13 protein-coding genes are annotated in these 16,699 nt (G+C 64.1%); 3 read left to right on the top strand and 10 right to left on the bottom strand.

The window, feature by feature from the left end; all coding sequences use genetic code 11:
• Positions 1-6 precede the first annotated feature (6 nt).
• On the top strand, positions 7-264 hold the full coding sequence (locus AC070A_RS03110) for a DUF1127 domain-containing protein (protein ID WP_057253298.1): 258 nt from the start codon (positions 7-9) through the stop codon (positions 262-264).
• Between the two features lie 259 nt (positions 265-523).
• Here AC070A_RS03110 and AC070A_RS03105 read toward each other — a convergent pair whose 3' ends face one another.
• The 9 genes from AC070A_RS03105 to bcoG form a co-directional block, all read right to left on the bottom strand.
• A complete protein-coding gene (locus AC070A_RS03105; protein WP_057253301.1) occupies positions 524-2,155 on the bottom strand; it encodes an ABC transporter ATP-binding protein in 1,632 nt (543 codons plus the stop codon).
• A complete protein-coding gene (locus AC070A_RS03100; RefSeq protein ID WP_057253303.1) occupies positions 2,148-2,975 on the bottom strand; it encodes an ABC transporter permease in 828 nt (275 codons plus the stop codon). The genes AC070A_RS03105 and AC070A_RS03100 overlap by 8 nt, the downstream gene beginning before the upstream one ends.
• Positions 2,972-4,081, bottom strand: a complete 1,110-nt coding sequence (locus AC070A_RS03095; RefSeq protein WP_113737750.1) for an ABC transporter permease — start codon at positions 4,079-4,081, stop codon at positions 2,972-2,974. Before AC070A_RS03095 ends, AC070A_RS03100 begins: the two co-directional genes overlap by 4 nt.
• Positions 4,081-5,670 (bottom strand): ABC transporter substrate-binding protein, encoded by a 1,590-nt coding sequence (locus tag AC070A_RS03090; protein WP_058326793.1) that lies wholly within the window; start codon positions 5,668-5,670, stop codon positions 4,081-4,083. Before AC070A_RS03090 ends, AC070A_RS03095 begins: the two co-directional genes overlap by 1 nt.
• Positions 5,671-6,008: 338 nt before the next feature.
• On the bottom strand, positions 6,009-6,791 hold the full coding sequence (locus AC070A_RS03085; RefSeq protein WP_113737744.1) for a carnitinyl-CoA dehydratase: 783 nt from the start codon (positions 6,789-6,791) through the stop codon (positions 6,009-6,011).
• A 5-nt stretch (positions 6,792-6,796) separates the two neighbouring features.
• Positions 6,797-8,854: an acetate--CoA ligase family protein gene (locus AC070A_RS03080; RefSeq protein ID WP_113737745.1), complete on the bottom strand. Its 2,058-nt coding sequence runs from the start codon at positions 8,852-8,854 to the stop codon at positions 6,797-6,799.
• 7 nt (positions 8,855-8,861) lie between these two features.
• Positions 8,862-10,022, bottom strand: a complete 1,161-nt coding sequence (locus tag AC070A_RS03075) for an acyl-CoA dehydrogenase family protein (protein WP_113737746.1) — start codon at positions 10,020-10,022, stop codon at positions 8,862-8,864.
• A gap of 140 nt (positions 10,023-10,162) precedes the next feature.
• Positions 10,163-11,656, bottom strand: coding sequence for a carnitine 3-dehydrogenase (locus AC070A_RS03070; protein WP_112996848.1), 1,494 nt, complete (start codon positions 11,654-11,656; stop codon positions 10,163-10,165).
• 16 nt (positions 11,657-11,672) lie between these two features.
• A complete protein-coding gene (bcoG, locus tag AC070A_RS03065) occupies positions 11,673-12,575 on the bottom strand; it encodes a 3-dehydrocarnitine:acetyl-CoA trimethylamine transferase BcoG (RefSeq protein ID WP_110878435.1) in 903 nt (300 codons plus the stop codon).
• A 108-nt stretch (positions 12,576-12,683) separates the two neighbouring features.
• Here bcoG and AC070A_RS03060 point away from each other — a divergent pair, with 108 nt between their 5' ends.
• Positions 12,684-13,655 carry a GlxA family transcriptional regulator gene (locus AC070A_RS03060; RefSeq protein ID WP_113737747.1) on the top strand — a complete coding sequence of 324 codons (972 nt, stop codon included), beginning with the start codon at positions 12,684-12,686 and terminating at the stop codon, positions 13,653-13,655.
• Between the two features lie 102 nt (positions 13,656-13,757).
• Here the strand turns inward: AC070A_RS03060 and AC070A_RS03055 are convergent, their stop codons facing one another.
• Positions 13,758-14,936 (bottom strand): LysR family transcriptional regulator, encoded by a 1,179-nt coding sequence (locus AC070A_RS03055; protein WP_162733645.1) that lies wholly within the window; start codon positions 14,934-14,936, stop codon positions 13,758-13,760.
• Positions 14,937-15,155: 219 nt separating this feature from the next.
• On the opposite strand from AC070A_RS03055, the gene AC070A_RS03050 reads away from it, so the two are divergent.
• Positions 15,156-16,694 (top strand): aromatic amino acid lyase, encoded by a 1,539-nt coding sequence (locus AC070A_RS03050; RefSeq protein ID WP_058321826.1) that lies wholly within the window; start codon positions 15,156-15,158, stop codon positions 16,692-16,694.
• The last annotated feature ends 5 nt before the right edge of the window (positions 16,695-16,699 follow it).

The raw sequence follows: 16,699 nt of genomic DNA, 5'->3' as shown, positions 1-16,699 counted from the left end.
ACGACCATGAGCAAGCTTCTGTCAGGCATGTCCGACTTCTACCACTCCGTATCCGAGGACGTTGAGCAGACATCCGAGCCCGGCGATGGCCGCATCACCAAGTGGTTTCACCCGAAGCGTCTCTTTGCCATGTGGGACGATCGTCAGCACTACCGCGATCAGCTTGCCCATATGGCGGCCGACTCGCCGGAGTTGATCGATGATATCGGCCTGACCGAAAAGCAGGTCGATACCGAGGTCAAGAAGCATTTCTGGGAGCATTGACGCGAGCTCATGCGAAGCGTGACTGCGCCCGTCGGGTCGTGACACGGCGGATCCCGGAAACCGAGCATTGGGGGCAGGGAAGCCGCTCGCCTCTGTGCAGCCGGCTTCCCTTCAGATTGCGTCCCACAACAGGCAACGCGCATTTTCCGCGATGGCCCTAGAGCAATTCACTGTTTCATTGAAACAGCGAATTGCTCCAACTGTTTGAAATTGCGCAATTCCGGACGGAAAACCGTTTCACACTTTTCCTGGAATTGCCTTAGTTTCCGGCGCTTTCCATCCTTCGCGTCTTCAGCACGCGCTCCAGCCAGCCGATCTCCATTTCCGGAACCGATTTCAAAAGCAGGTCGGTATAGTCGTCGAAGGGTGGCGACAGCACCTTCGATTTCGGCCCGAAGCGCACGAGGCGGCCGCGATGCATGACCGCGACGCTGTCGGCGATCGCCCGGACGATGGCGATGTCGTGGGTGATAAAGACATAGGAAACAGCGGTTTCCTCCTGAAGCTTCAAAAGCAGATTCAGGATGCCTTCGGCCACCAGCGGGTCGAGCGCCGAGGTCGGCTCGTCGCAGAGGATCAGCTCCGGCTTGGCGGCCAAGGCGCGTGCGATCGCCACGCGCTGTTTCTGCCCGCCGGACAGCTCGGCCGGATACCGATCGAGGAAGCGGCTGCCCATCTCGATCTGGTCCAAGAGTTCCTTGACCCGCTCCGACTTCTTCTGGCCGTGCATGCCGAAATAGAAGGAGAGCGGCCGGCCGACGATGTCGCGCACCGTCTGGCGCGGGTTCATCGCCGTGTCGGCCATCTGGTAGATCATCTGGATGCGGCGAAGCTCGTCATTGCTGCGGCCCTTCAAGGCCCGCGGCAGTTCCTTGCCCTCGAAGCTGATGCGGCCCTCGGTCGGCGGCAAGAGGCCGGTGATGACCCGGGCGAGCGTCGATTTGCCCGAGCCGCTTTCGCCGACGATCGCCAGCGTCTGGCCCTTGGGCAGATGCATCGAGACGTCGTGCAGCACCTTGAAGCCGTTGGCGTAGCCGGCGCTGACATGCTCGATCTTCAACTGCGCCCCGGTCTGGTCGGCCGCCTCGTCGCGCTTGGTCTGGCGGACGCTGACGAGCGCGCGGGTATAGTCCTCCCGCGGTGCCTCGATCACCTGCTTGGTAGTGCCGTATTCCACGGTCTTGCCGTGGCGCAGCACCATGATGTCGTCGGAGATCTGGGCGACCACCGCGAGATCATGGGTGATGTAGAGCGCTGCCGTATGCGTCTCCTCGATCGCGTGTTTGATCGCGGCGAGCACGTCGATCTGGGTTGTCACGTCGAGCGCCGTCGTCGGCTCGTCGAAGACGATCAGCTCCGGATTGGGGCAAAGCGCCATGGCGGTCATTGCGCGCTGGAGCTGGCCGCCGGAGACCTGGTGCGGATAGCGGTCGCCGAAGGTTTCCGGATTGGGGAGGCCCAGCACCCGGAACAGATAGAGCGCCCTTTTCTTCGCCTCCTCACGGCTCATGATGCCGTGGCGAACCGAAGCCTCGATCACCTGGTCACCAAGCCGGTGGGCCGGGTTGAAAGCCGCCGCCGCGGATTGCGCGACGTAGCAGACGCGGGCGCCGCGGATCGAGCGGATACCGTTCTTGTCGAGCGTCAGGATGTCCTTGCCGTCGAGCAGGACCTGGCCGCCGGTGATGCGCACGCCACCGCGACCATAGGCGAGCGCCGAAAGCCCGATGGTCGACTTGCCGGCGCCGGATTCGCCGATGAGGCCGAGCACCTTGCCCTTCTCAACGTCGAAGGAGACGCCCTCGACGAGGGTCACGACCTTGGGCGGTTCGCCCGGCGGATAGCTGGTCGCTTCGATCTTGAGGTTCTTGACGGAAAGCATCTCAGGCATCGCCGCGTCCTCCCTTGAGGCTCGAGGTTCTTTTCATCAGCCAGTCGACCACGAGGTTGACGCAGATCGCCAGCGTGGCGATTGCCGCGCCCGGGATCAGGGCCGCCGAAATGCCGAAGATGATGCCATCCTTGTTGTCCTTGACCATGCCGCCCCAGTCGGCGGACGGCGGCTGGATGCCGAGGCCGAGGAAGGAGAGGGTGGAGAGGAACAGGATCGAGAAGGCGAAGCGCAGGCCGAATTCGGCGAGCAGCGGCGACAGCGTGTTCGGCAGGATCTCGCGGAAGATGATCCAGAGCGAACCTTCGCCGCGCAGCCTTGCGGCTTCGACGAATTCCATGACCGCGACGTCGAGTGCCACGGCGCGGCCGATGCGGAAGACGCGGGTGCTGTCGAGCACTGCCATGACCAGGATCAGGATCCACAGATGTTGCGGCAGCACGGCGAGAACGACGAGGGCGAAGATCAGCGTCGGGATCGCCATCATCAGGTCGTTGAAGCGGGAGAAGAACTGGTCGGTGAAGCCGCCGACGACGGCCGCCGTGAAGCTCAGGAGCATGCCCAGCGAGAAGGAGAGCACGGTCGCCGCCAGCGCCACGAAGATCGTGGTGCGGGCGCCATAGACCAGACGCGACAGCAGATCGCGGCCGAGATTGTCGGTGCCGAGCAGGAAGTCGCCGCCGGCCGGAAGCCAGATGTCGCCGACGACGTCGCGTTCGCCGAAGGGGGCGATGACGGGCGCGAAGACGGCACAGAAGATCGCAAGGGCGATGCCGGCGATGCCGACCCAGGCGCTGAAGGGAATGGATCTCAGGTTCATCGCGGATGCCTCAGTCTCGGGTTGGCGATGATCGCGAGAATGTCGGCCGCCATGTTGAGGAAGATGTAGAAGGCGGCGAAGATCAGGCCGCAGGCCTGAACGACCGGCATGTCGCGCACGGTCACCGCATCCACCATGTATTGCCCCATGCCGGGATAGACGAAGACCACCTCGACCACCACGACGCCGACGACGAGATAGGCGAGGTTGAGGGCGATGACGTTGATGACAGGCGCAACGGCATTGGGAGCAGCGTGCTTGGCGATGATGCGAAAGGCACTGAGCCCCTTCAGTTCCGCCGTCTCGACATAGGCCGACGACATGACGTTCAAGATCGCGGCTCGGGTCATGCGCATCATGTGGGCGAGCACGACGAGAACCAGGGTCGCGACCGGAAGTGCTATCGCCGAGAGACGTTCGGTGAAGCTCATGCTGTCATAGACGGTCGCGGGGAAGGTCGCGATGCCGTATTTGACGGCGAAGAACATGATCAGGAGATAGCCGACGAAGAACTCGGGCAGCGAGATGGCCGCGAGCGACACGACGTTGATGATCTTGTCCGGCAGCCTGTTGCGGAACTGGACCGCCAGCATGCCGAGGCCGACGGCGAGCGGCACGGATATGAGCGCTGCGAAGAAGGCGAGGAACAGCGAATTGCCGAGGCGCTTGCCGATCTGCTCGCCGACCGAATTTTTGCTGGCCCAGGAGGTGCCGAAATCGCCTTTGACGGCACCGCCGAGCCAGGACAGGTAGCGTTCGGTCCAGGGCTTGTCGAGGCCGAGATCCTTGCGGATGTTTTCAACCGCCTGCGGCGTTGCGGACTGGCCGAGATAGGTGGTGGCGAAGTCGCCGGGAAGCGCCTCGATGCCGCCTGATATCATCAGCGACACGGCAAAGAGCAGGCCGACACTCAGGCCCAGGCGCTGCAGGATCAGCGCCGCGAGCGGGCGGCGGAAGGTGAAGCGGCGCCAGAAGGTGCCGCCGATTTCACCATCCGCAGGGTTGGGTTTTGCTGGTACTCCGGAAAGTTCGGCAGGGCGCGGATGGGTTCCATCCGCGCTCCCGTCCGTCGGAACCGGACCAGTGAGCGGTCCGCTTTCCATCATCATGCGTCCAGCCACACCCGGGTTGCGACATAGCCGTTCGACATGTCGTTGCCGATGTCATGCACGTAGCCCTTCACCTGCTTGCCGGCGGCATTCACGAAGTCGTTGAACATCGGCAGGATCAGGCCGCCTTCGTCACGCACCATCATCGCCATGGTCCGGTACATCTCCTTACGCTTCGCTTCGTCCAGCTCGGAGCGGGCCTCGAGCAGGATCTTGTCGAAATCGGCGCGCTGGAAGCGGGTATCGTTCCAGTCGGCGTTCGAGAGATAGGCGGTGGAATACATCTGGTCCTGGGTCGGGCGGCCGCCCCAGTAGGACGTCGAGAAGGGCTGGACGTTCCAGACGTTTGTCCAGTAGCCGTCGCCCGGTTCGCGCTTGACCTCGATTTCGATGCCGGCCTTCTTGGCGCTTTCCTGGTAGAGCACCGCCGCGTCGACCGCGCCTGGGAAGGCGACGTCGGAGGTGCGCAGCAGCACCGAGCCGCTATGGCCGGACTTCTTGTAGTGGAAGGCCGCCTTGTCCGGGTCATAGGCGCGCTGCTCGATGCCCTCAGGGAAGAGGGCATAGGTGTCGTTGATCGGGAAGTCGTTGCCGACCTTGCCATAGCCGCCGAGGATGCGCTCGACCATGGTTTCGCGATCCATCGCGTATTTCAGCGCCAGCCGCAGGTCGTTGTTGTCGAACGGCGCCGTGTTGCAATGCATGATGAACACGTAGTGGCCGCGGCCCGACGTGTTCAGGATCTCGACAGTGGGCGCCCTCTTCAACAGGTTGACCGTCTTCGGATCGACTCGGTTGATGAAGTGCACCTGGCCGGAGGAGAGGGCGGCGATGCGGGCCGTCGCATCGTTCATGGCGATCAGTTCGACGGAATCGACATAGCCACGATCCGTGCGCCAGTCGTCGGCATTCTTTTCGAAGGTGGCGCGAACGCCGGGTTCGAAGCTCGTCACCTTGTAGGGGCCGGTGCCGATCATCGCGTCGGGACTGTCGAGACCGCCGTTCGGCTGGATGATAAGGTGGTAGTCGGACAGCAGCAGCGGCAGGTCGGCATTGCCTTCCGTGAGTGTCAGCACGAGCTTGCCGCCGTCGGCCTTGATTTCCTTGATCGACTTCATCACGCCGAGTGCGCCCGATTCCGACTTGTCATCGGTGTGGCGCTGCAACGTCTTGATGACGTCGTCGAGCGTCAACTCCTTGCCGTCGTGGAACTTCACGCCCTTGCGGATGTTGAAGGTCCAGGTCGATGCGTCGGCCGAGGGCTCCCAGGATTCGGCAAGTGCCGGCACCGGTGCGCCTGTCGTCGGATGGCTTTCGACCAGCATGTCGCCCCAGTTGCGTCCGACGACGAACATGAATTGCGAAAGCGCCTTGGCCGGGTCCTTCGAGTCGGTGGCGGCGGCACCTTCGAGGCCGAGCTTCAGATGGCCGCCGCGCTTCGGCTCCTGCGCCGCCGCGCTGGTCGCAAACAGCGTGCCGGCCGTCGAGGCGAGAATGCCGGCAGCGGCTGCGCGGCCGAGAAACTCGCGCCGGTTCATCTTGCCGAGCATGACCTGTTGTGTGAGGTAATCCTTGTAATCGCTCATTCCCCTGTTCCCTTCTTTGTCGGCATTCGCCGTTCGTTGTGGTTGTTAGAGATTGCTGCGTACAGCCATTGTATCGATGGCATTTCGGATCGGCCCGGGCGGCCGCTTCTTGTTTCGTCGGGTTTCGTTCTCCTTTCGTCGACCGGGCGCATTAGCTTCAGATCGATAAGCGTAGTCGCTGGAACCGATCTTGTAACGCCCTAAATTACAATTTATTTCCATAAGCTTGGCTTATGGACGCGTGGTTTATGGCGCGCGGCTTTGCCCGCGCGTCTCGTCACGTCTCAATGCCGGTCGCCCGGCTCGGTTCCCTGCGCCACCAAGGATGGCGGGGTCTGTCAGCGGCCCTTCCAGACGGGGTCGCGCTTCTCGGCGAAGGCGCGTGCGCCCTCCAGCTGGTCTTCGCTAGAATAGAGAATGTCGACCGTCTCGAACTGCCGTTGGGTGATCTTGTTCATGGTCGTCTGGAAGGCCTCGCCTTCGGCGGCGCGCACCACTTCCTTGATCGCGGCATAGACGAGCGGCGGTCCGCTTTCGAGCAGGCGGGCGAGTTCCCAGGCGCGCTCCATCAGCTTGTTTGCCGGCAGGATCTCGTTGACGAAGCCCCAGCGGTGGGCTTCCGCCACGTCGAGCCAGCGACCGGTCAGGAGCATGTCCATGGCGATGTGATAGGGGATGCGCTTCGGAAGCTTGATCGAGGCGGCGTCCGCAACTGTGCCGGAGCGGATTTCAGGTAGCGCGAAGGTCGCGTGTTCGGCGGCAAGGATCAGATCGGTCGACAGCGCGATTTCGAGACCGCCACCGCAGCAGATGCCGTTGATCGCCGCGATGATCGGCTTGTTGAGGTCGCGCAGCTCCTGCATGCCGCCGAAACCGCCGACGCCATAGTCGCCGTCGACCGCGTCGCCATCGGCGGCCGCCTTCAGGTCCCATCCCGGACAGAAGAATTTTTCACCGGCGCCGGTGATGATCGCGACGCGTAAGCTGTCGTCGTCGCGGAAATCACGGAAGATCTCGCCCATCACCCGGCTGGTCTTCAGGTCGATGGCATTGGCCTTCGGCCGGTCGATCGTGACTTCGAGAATACCGCCTTCGCGGCGCGTGAGGATCGGTCCGGTCATCAGGGTCAGTTCCTCCGGCGGATGAGGGCGTCGGCCGCAACGGCACCCTGGCCGTTCGGCAACACCATCAAAGGATTGATATCGAGTTCTTCGAGCTTCGAAGCGTTTGAAACGACATAGGATGCCGCTGCGGCGACAGCCTCGACCAATGCCGCGAAATCGCCTGCAGGGCCGCCGCGATAGCCGTCGATGAGCTTGCGGATCTTCAGTCCGGCGATCGCCTCGTTTATCGCTTCCGGCGTCGTCGGCAGCGTCAGGATGGCGGAATCGTCGAGCAGTTCCACCAGGATGCCGCCGGCGCCGATCGTCAGTACGGGGCCCGCGACCGGATCGCGCATGGCGCCGATGATCAGTTCGGCGACGGGTTTTGCCACCATCTTCTCGACCAGGTAACCCGAGGCGACGGCGGCCATGGTCTTTGCTGCCGCATAGACGTCATCGCGGCTTGCAAGGTTGAGCTTCACGGCGCCCGCTTCGGTCTTGTGGGCGACGCCCAGACCCTTGAGCACGACGGGGAAACCGAGGGCCTCGGCAGCGTTTGCGGCCTCTTCGGCGGTCGCCGCCGTTCTGCCTTCAGGCACCTTGAGGCCCGAAGCGGCAAGCTCCACCTTCGCCTCATGTTCGCTGAGCGTGATCGCCTCGCCAGCTGCGCTGCCGCTGCCGTCGAGCAGGCGGGGCGGGACCGGTTTCGCCCAGGCGGCGCCAATGTCGGCGGCCGTCTCGATCGCGGCCAGCGCCTCCTCGATGCCGAAGAAGGGGACGACACCCGCCTTCATCAGGAAGAGCGCCGTCGCCTCCGGCATGTTCTCGCCAAGGCTGGCGACAATGCCGGCGCGGGCGCCCGTTGCCCGTGCCGCGTCGATCACCGCGTGGCAGGTCGTCTCCCAGTCGGTCGGGTCGCAGCGGTCAAGCCGGGGGAAGTCGAGCACGAGGAGATTGATTGCATAGCCGCCCTTCATCATGGCGGTAAAGGCGGTCGTCTGCTTCTCCCGGTTGCCCCAGACGAAGGTGTGGTAGTCGAGCGGGTTGGCGATCGTCACCATCTCGCCGAGCGCGTCCTTCAGCGGCTTCTTCTGCTCGTCGCGTAAGGGTCGGTAGTTCACCCGGTAGCGCTCGCCGGCATCGGCCATCAACGAGGCCTCGCCGCCCGAGCAACTCATCGAGGAGATGTCGTTGCTCTCGAGTGGGCCTGCCACATGCAGCAGCTTCAGCGTTTCCAAGAGCGCTGGCAGCGTGTCGACGCGGCCGATGCCGAGGCGGGCAAGAAGCGCCGAGGAGACACGGTCGTTGCCGGCAAGCGAGGCGGTGTGCGACACCGTCGCAAGCTGGGCCGCTTCCGACTTGCCGACCTTCAGCGTCACGACCGGTTTGCCGAGTTCGCGCGCACGCGTTGCCAGCCGCTCGAGGGCAGCAACGCTGTCGAAACCCTCGATATGCAGGCCGACGGCGGTGACGCGCGGATCTTCGAGCACGGCGCAGGCGATGTCGGACAGACCCGTCTGCGCCTGGTTGCCGGCGGTCATGACATAGGCAAGCGGCAGGCCGCGTGTCTGCATCGAGATGTTGCAGGCGATGTTGGAAGATTGCGTCAGGATCGCGACGCCCTTTTCGACGCGTTGCATGCCGTGCTGGTCCGGCCAGAGCAGGGCGCCATCGAGCATGTTGATGAAGCCGTAGCAATTCGGCCCGACGATCGGCATGTCGCCGGCAGCCGCCACCAGCGCCTCCTGCATCTCGTTGCCGTCGTGGAGCTCGCTTGCCGCCTCGCGAAAGCCGGAGGCGTAGCAGACGGCGCCGCCGGCGCCGCGGCTCGCAAGATCGGGGATGATATCGATCGTCAGCTGCCGGTTGACGCCGACGAAGGAGGCATCCGGTGCGCCTGGCAGTTCCGCCACCGAGCGATAGCACTTGCGGCCGAGGATTTCGGCTTCGCGCGGGTGCACCGGCCAGATCTCACCGGTAAAGCCCATCTTGTCGCATTGCTCGATGACACGCCGCGCTTCCTTGCCGCCGAAGACGGCGATGGTGCGCGGGCGGATGAGGCGGTCGAGGGAGCGTATCATCGGCCGATCACGCTCCCAGCGGCCGGAGCAGGTCGCGGCTGATGATGTGGCGCTGGATTTCAGACGTGCCGTCCCAGATGCGTTCGACGCGGGCGTCGCGCCAGAAGCGGGCGAGCGGCAGGTCGTCCATCAGGCCCATGCCGCCGAAGATCTGGATCGCCTCGTCGGTGACGCGGGCGAGCATTTCGGTGGCAAACACCTTGGCCGACGCGATCTCGCGGTTCGACGGCAGGCCATTATCGAGCCGCCAGGCGGCAGACAGCGTCAGGAGATCGGCGGCGTCGATCTCGGTGATCATGTCGGCGAGCTTGAAGGAAACGCCCTGGTTGGCGCCGATCGGCTTGCCGAACTGCTTGCGGTCGGCGGCGTAGTTCAGCGCGTAGTCGAAGGCGCGGCGCGCCCGGCCGACCGAGGTCGTAGCCACCGTCAGGCGGGTGGCGAACAGCCAGTCGTTGGCGACGTCGAAACCCTTGTGCACTTCGCCGAGGATCTGGGACGAGGGCAGGCGGCAATCGTCGAAGGTGAGGATGCAGTTGTTGTAGCCGCGATGGGAGACGGAGTTGTAGCCCTTGCGGATCTCGAAGCCGGGCGTGCCGCGGTCGACGAGGAAACAGGTGATCTTCTTCTTCGGGCCACGTGGCGTGTCCTCTTCGCCGGTGGCGATGAAGACGATGACGAAATCGGCGATGTCGGCATGGCTGATGAAGTGCTTGGTGCCATTGACGATCCAGTCGTCGCCATCCTTGCGGGCGAAACACTTCATGCCGCGCACGTCGGAGCCGGCGTCCGGCTCGGTCATGGCAAGCGCGTCGAACTTGTCGCCCTTGACTGCCGGCAGCAGGTATTTCTCGCGCTGCTCGGCATTGCAGGCCATCAGGATGCCCGAGGGGCGGCCGAAGAAGACGGTCAGGCCCATCGAGCCGCGGCCAAGCTCGCGCTCGACCAGCGTGAAGGAGGTGTGGTCGAGGCCGGCGCCGCCGACCTCTTCGGGAAAATTGCAGCCGAAGAAACCGATTTCCTTGCACTTGCGGGCGATCTCCTGCCCGAGTTCGCGCGGCACCACCCCCGTGCGCTCGACCTCGTCCTCATGCGGATAGATTTCCGTTTCGACGAAGCTCCTGACCGTATCGACGATCATCTGCTGTTCTTCGGTCAGTGCGAAATTCATTGTTCTCTACCCCTCGTTTTCGCGCCGCTGACGTCCATTCCGCAAACGAGAGATGCCTCCTCAAGCCTCCCTCTTTTGCGGTTCGCCGCCCCGCCGCCGGTGCGGCGAAGCTGCCTTGTCGTGACCTGCCGCTGTTGCGGTCAGGCGCGCTTCTGGCCGACGAAGCGTCCCACACCTTCCGGTGCCGGCAGCTGCGCATGCGCTTCGGCAATGGCTGCAAGCTTGCTCAATACGTGTTCCGGTGCCGGCACGGACTTGCCGGCCTTGCTGTCGACATGGAGCGCCATCTGCTCGGCGGTCGCCACTGCCTCGTTGGTCGCAGCGTTGTAGATCGTCGAGAAGATGTGCAGGCGCTTCTCGTCGGACGACAGCACCTGGCAGGTCGAGTAGAGCGCGTCGCCGAGCCTGGCTTCGCCGAGGTTCCGGATGTGGGTCTCGACGGTGTAGTAGCTGTGGCCGTCGCGCACATAGTCGAGATCGACGCCGATCAGACGCAGCAGGCCATCGGTCGTATCGCCGAAGACCTGGAGATAGCGATGCTCGGTCATGTGGCCGTTGTAGTCGACCCAGGCAGCACTGACCTTGGTGTCGACGATGCGCAGCGGCTTGACGTCGCCGAGGTTTGCTTCCGGCTTCTTGGCATTGGCCCAGAGCTTGGCCTCGAAATCGGCGAGCAGCTTGCCGGCACCCCAGCCTTCGCCACCATTGCCCGATTTCAGCGCATGCATGATGCCGACGAGGTTTTCGTCGCGGATGCGCTCGAGTTCGCGGATCGAGCGGCCGGCGGCCTGCGCGTCCGACTGGGCGCCGATCTTTTCGACCAGCGCGTCGTCGAGATCGACGACGTCGGTGAACTTCGTCCAGGGCCATTTCAGGCAGGGGCCGAACTGGGCGAGGAAGTGGCGCATGCCGGCTTCGCCGCCGGCAATGCGATAGGTCTCGAACAGGCCCATCTGCGCCCAGCGCATGCCGAAGGAATAACGCATGACGTTGTCGAGCGTTTCGGTATCGCAGATGTCGTCCTGGATCAGCCAGAGCGCCTCGCGCCACAGCGCTTCGAGCAGGCGGTCGCCGACGAAGGCTTCGATCTCCTTGGCGATGACGACGCCCTTCATGCCGATCTGCTCGACGCCCAGCATGGCGCGCTCGATCGTCGCCTTCGTCGTCTTCTTGCCGCCGACGAGTTCGACGAGCGGCAGCAGGTAGACCGGGTTATATGGGTGCGCCACGAACATGCGCTCGGGATGGTGCATCTCGGCTTGTAGATCGGAGGGCAAAAGACCCGAGGTGGACGAGCCGATCAGCGCATCGGCCTTTGCGGCCGCATCGATCTTGGTGATGACGCCGCGCTTCAGTTCGAGCCGCTCCGGCACGCTTTCCTGAATCCAGTCAGCACCTTCGACCGCTTCCTCGATGCTCTTGCAGAAGGTGAGTTTTCCCTTCGGCGGCAGCGGGGCCATGGTCAGCATCGCATAGGCACGCTCGGCATTGGCCATGACTTCGCCGATGATGCGTTCGGCTTCCGGATGCGGGTCGAAGATCTTCACGTCGATTCCGGCGAGCGCGAAACGCGCAACCCAGGCGCCGCCGATAACGCCGCCGCCGACACAGGCTGCTTTGGTGATAAAGCTCATGGTGTTCTGCCCTTGCTCAGCGCTTCGTCAGCTTCAGTTTCTCGCGGACCTCTTTCGGTCCGATGATCTTGGCGCCCATGCCTTCGATGACGCCGACGGCTTTCTCGACGAGCTGGCCGTTGGTGGCGAGCTGGCCCTTGCCGATATAGAGGTTGTCTTCGAGGCCGACGCGGACGTTGCCGCCGGCAAGGATCGCCGCTGCCGGATAGGCGAGCGCATTGCGGCCGATGGAGAAGGCCGAGAAGGTCCAGTTATCAGGCACGTTGTTGACCATCGCCATGAAGGTGTTGAGGTCATCCGGCGCGCCCCACGGAATGCCCATGCAGAGCTGGATCAGTACCGGATCCTCGATCAGGCCTTCCTCGGCGAGCTGCTTGGCGAACCAGAGGTGGCCGGTGTCGAAGGCTTCGATCTCGGGGCGCACGCCGAGTGCCGTCATCTGGCGGGCCATTTCCCGCAGCATCGATGGCGTGTTGGTCATGACATAATCGCCGAGCGAGAAGTTCATGGTGCCGCAGTCGAGCGTGCAGATTTCCGGCAGGCACTCGGCCACATGGGCGACACGCTCGGTGGCGCCGGCCATGTCGGTGCCCTTCTCGTTGACGGGCAAGGGGCTTTCGACATTGCCGAACACCAGGTCGCCGCCCATGCCGGCCGTCAGGTTCAACACGATATCGATATCGGCGGAGCGGATGCGGTCGGTCACTTCCCGGTAGAGATCGAGCCTGCGGGAGGGCGCGCCGGTTTCCGGATCGCGAACGTGGCAGTGGATCACGGCGGCCCCGGCCTTGGCTGCCTCGACCGCCGCTTCGGCGATCTGTTTCGGCGTGATCGGAACATGGCTGGACTTCGAAACGGTGTCTCCCGAGCCGGTGACGGCACAGGTGATGAATACCTCGCGGTTCATGCTGAGCGGCATTGCTGTCTCCCTTTTATTGAGACCATTACGAGCCAAGAAGGGCGCCGCTGCTTTTCATTATCGGCTGCATCCTATACATTATCGGCGACAGAGCGGAGAAGTTTGGGCATGGATCAGAACGTTTCGCAGGTGCAGCACGTCGATATCCTGGTGCTGCCGGAGACCAATTTGATCCTCGTTGCCTCCGTCATCGAGCCGATGCGCGCGGCCAACCGCATCGCCGGGCGGCCGCTCTACGACTGGACGATCTACAGCCCGGACGGCGCGCCGATCGAGACAAAGAGCGGCATACCCATCCCCGTCTCGGGCATCTTCCGGCCGCAGCGCGAAACGTCGCCGCTCTTCATCCTCTCGAGCTACAACTGGCAGCGTAGCGCCACCTCGCAACTGAAGATGCTGCTTTCGCAGACTGCCCGGCATCGCGAGCTGATGGCCGGCATTGAATCCGGCTCATGGCTGCTCGCTGAAACCAGCCTGCTTGACAATTTCAGCGCCACCACCCACTGGGAGGATTTCGAGGATTTCACCACCAGCTATCCGCAGGTGACCATGGTGCGCGAGCGATTCGTCATCGACGGCAAGCGCATCACGACCGGCGGCTCGCTGCCGACGCTCGATCTGATGCTGGAACTGATCCGCCGTGCGCACGGCTACTCGCTGGCGCTCGAAGTGTCGCGCCTCTTCATCTACGAGCAGGAGCGCACCCGCGGCGACCTCCTGCAGATGCCGGCGATCGGCAACATGCGCATCCTCGATCCGCGCGTCGGCGCCGCCGTCAAGCTGATGGAGGAAACCGTGGAAGCGCCGTTGACGCTGGCGCGGCTTGCCCGCCGCATCGGTGTCGGCACGCGCCACCTGCAGGATCTCTTTCGCGACACGATGGGCGTCGCGCCGCACGAGCATTACCTTGCGCTTCGCCTCAATGCGGCGCGGCGCAAGGTGATCGAGACACGTCTGGAATTTGCCGACATCGCGGCGATCTCCGGCTTCAACTCGTCGTCGTCCTTCTCGCGAAGCTACCGGGCGCATTATCGCGAGAGCCCGAGCGAGACCCGGCGACGACTGAAGCTCAAGACTTGAACACCCACTTCATGTGTTGATTTAGAAGGAAGTTTTCCGAGTCGTTTCAGGCGGTTGGCCGCAGGGGATCAAAGTTTGATTCCGCCGGCGGCACCGTTGCCATCAGGCCTGTGGGCTCGCCCGCATCATCGAAATCATCAACTCGCCGATCTCGCCGGCGAAAGCGCCGCGCGGCCAGACAAGTGTGAGGGATTGCCGATAAGCAGGGCCAAGCCGGATCATCGCCGGAGGCCGGTGCATCCTTGCGAGCGAGGATTCCGGCAGCACCGAGAGGTAGCCGTGTTGAGCGACGAGGTTGATGATAACAGGAATGGAATCGACTTCGACGAGGGCGATGCGGCGACGCTCGGTCTCATCAAGCGTGTCGTCGAGGAAGCGGGCGGTCTCGCGGCGCAATCCGCTCCTGACGCTTGGCACTGCGATCGGGCAGGCGGCGAGCAACCTTGGCAGGTCGCCTGCGAATGCGGAAAGGACGGAGGCGGGGCCTGCCAGCGCCAGCGGCATCTGCGACACCAGCCGGCCGTCGCAATCCAAGGGGATCTCGGCGACATCGAGAAGGGCGGCGTCGAACCGCCTGCTTCTGAGGCCAGCCAAAAGTTCATCCGCCGTGGTGCTGGATATGTATAGCGGCTGGCGCGGGCGGGTGCGTTGCCAGTTCGCCGTCAGCGCCGCCAGCATGCGGGCGATCTCGCTTTCGGGACCGAGCGGCATGACGGCGCCTAGGCGCCAGGTCGCGGCGTCGCGGCGGAAGCGATCGGCCGATGCGTGTGTCAACCGCGCCCAGATGTCGAGCAGGGCCTCGACCAATGGAATGATCCGCTCAGCGGTTGCCGTGCCGAGGACACCGCCATGAGAGCGCTCGAACAGGCGGCTGCCGAGATGGCGTTCAAGGTCGGCCATCTGCCGTGTCAGCTGCGGCTGACCGAGGCCGAGCGCCTTGGCGGTGGCGCGGATGCTGCCGGAGCGGGCGATCCGGACGAAGCGATCGAGCGCGACGAGGCCGATCGGCGGCGTGGGATCGATCGCCTCCTTACCTGCCGCCTCCATGATGGCAGCAATCTTGGTCGTTGCCTCCCTGATTTCAGTCGCGCGGGCACGCGCTTCGAGCGTCAGGACGAGTGCGGTTTCTTCTCGCCGGAACAGCGACATGGAGATCGCCTGTTCAAAGCGCTTGATGGCGGCGCTGACGCTTGAAGGCGCGCGTCCGCTGAGCTTGGCGGCGCGGCGGATGCCGCCTTCGCGGAGCACCGCATCGACGATCACGATCGTTGCCAAGTCCATTCGGCGATCCTTCTGCCAGACGAGCGGTACCATGCGCCGATGGCATGTCCATGATTACGCATTGCCCGTTCCAGATTTGGGATATAGCACGAGCGGGCGATAAGCGCATAGCATGCATAAAGCAACCAAGGCCTTGCGAGCGGCGGTTGCGAGACATCAGAGCATCCGCGCACCGTTTCGAAACCGAAGCGAGTCCGGCGCGGAAAGGTATCCATCGGCATGCTGCACCAGGTCAAAACCATCGTTCTCTGCGGGAAACCGCTGGACTTCGCGACGCTCGAGGACATCGGGACGGGAAGGGTTCGGCCGGTGGCCGATGACGGCGGCATGGAACGGGTGGCCGCCGCCCACAAGGTGGTTGCCGAGCGTGTCGCGATGGGGCTTCCCGTCTATGGTTCCAACACCGGCGTCGGCTCGATGAAGGACCGTCTCTGGACGGCCGACGATCTGGCTGAATTCAACAATTCGCTGGTCAGAGCCCATCACTTCGGCACCGGCGAGTTCTTCGCGCCGGCGATCGTGCGCATGGCGATCGCCATCCGCGTCAACACCGCCATGCGCGGCCACACCGGCTGCAGCCCGGATCTGATCCGGGCGTTTCTGTCCCTTCTTGCGTCCGACATCATTCCGGCCGTGCGCCGGCACGGCTCGATGGGCTGCGCCGATATCGGGCTGATGGGGCAGATCGCCTCGGTGCTGACAGGCGTCGGCGAGGCCTACTATCAAGGGCGCCTCGTTTCGGCCGAGACGGCGCTTGCCGAAGCGGGCCTGAAGCCATTCGTCATGCAGCCGCGCGACGCGCTGGCGGCGCTCAGCGTCAATGCCATTTCCTTCGCCGCGGCGGCCAACGTGCTGCGCGAGGCGGCGGCCGCGATCCGCGTGCTGCTCGTCACCGGCGTTATGTCATCCTTAGCGCTTGGCGCGTCGGCCGATCCGTGGCGGGTGGCGGCAACGCTCTCGACCCGCGGCGAGGCGCTGGTCGGCTCCTGGCTCTACGGTCAATCCGGTGTTGCAGACTGGCCGGTGCCGACGGCCATCCACGATCCGCTCAGCCTGCGCATGACCGCCCAGGTCTTCGGGGCCGTAGTCGACACGCTGATGGTTGCCGCTGGGCGGCTGGTGGAGGCGACCTATCTCTCCGACGACAACCCGGTGGTGCTTGGCGGGCAGGTCCATTCTTCCGGCGCGTCGCTGCCGCTGACCACAACGCTCTATATCGAGGCGGCACAGATCGCCTTTTCCCATGCGGCGCGCAACGTGCTGAACCGCTGCATTCTTCTATCGAACGGCGGACGTCGCAATCTCTCGGTCAATCTCGTGGCGCCGGGAGAGGTGGCGACCGGGCTCGGCCCGCTGATGAAGCTCGCCGTCGAACTTTACATGCGGGTGCAGTCGCTGGCCGTGCCGCTCTCGGCGCAATCGATCGTCGTTGCCGGCGGTCTCGAAGAAGAAGCGACCTTCCTGCCGCTGATCGTCGAGCGCATGGAAACGCAGGTGCGGGACCTGCGCCAGCTTGCCGCCATCGAGGCGATGCTGTCGTCGCAGGCGATCGATCTCGTCGGTGACCAGCCGCAGGGCGTCGTCAAGCGCGCCTACGACCAGACCCGTTCCGTCAGCCCTATGTATCTCAAGGACCGGCCGCTCTCGAAGGAGATCGAGGCGCTGCAGGATGCCTTCACCTGCCACGATCTGCTGCGCTCCTTCGTCGCCACCGCACCGATGCCGGAGTTCGACGACTTCTTCGCGCTCGGCAAGTGACCCAC

This window comes from Ensifer sp. GW101-20A05, assembly GCF_059424735.1.
Note: the sequence above shows the minus strand (reverse complement) of the source record. Positions and strands in the feature narration are given on the sequence as shown.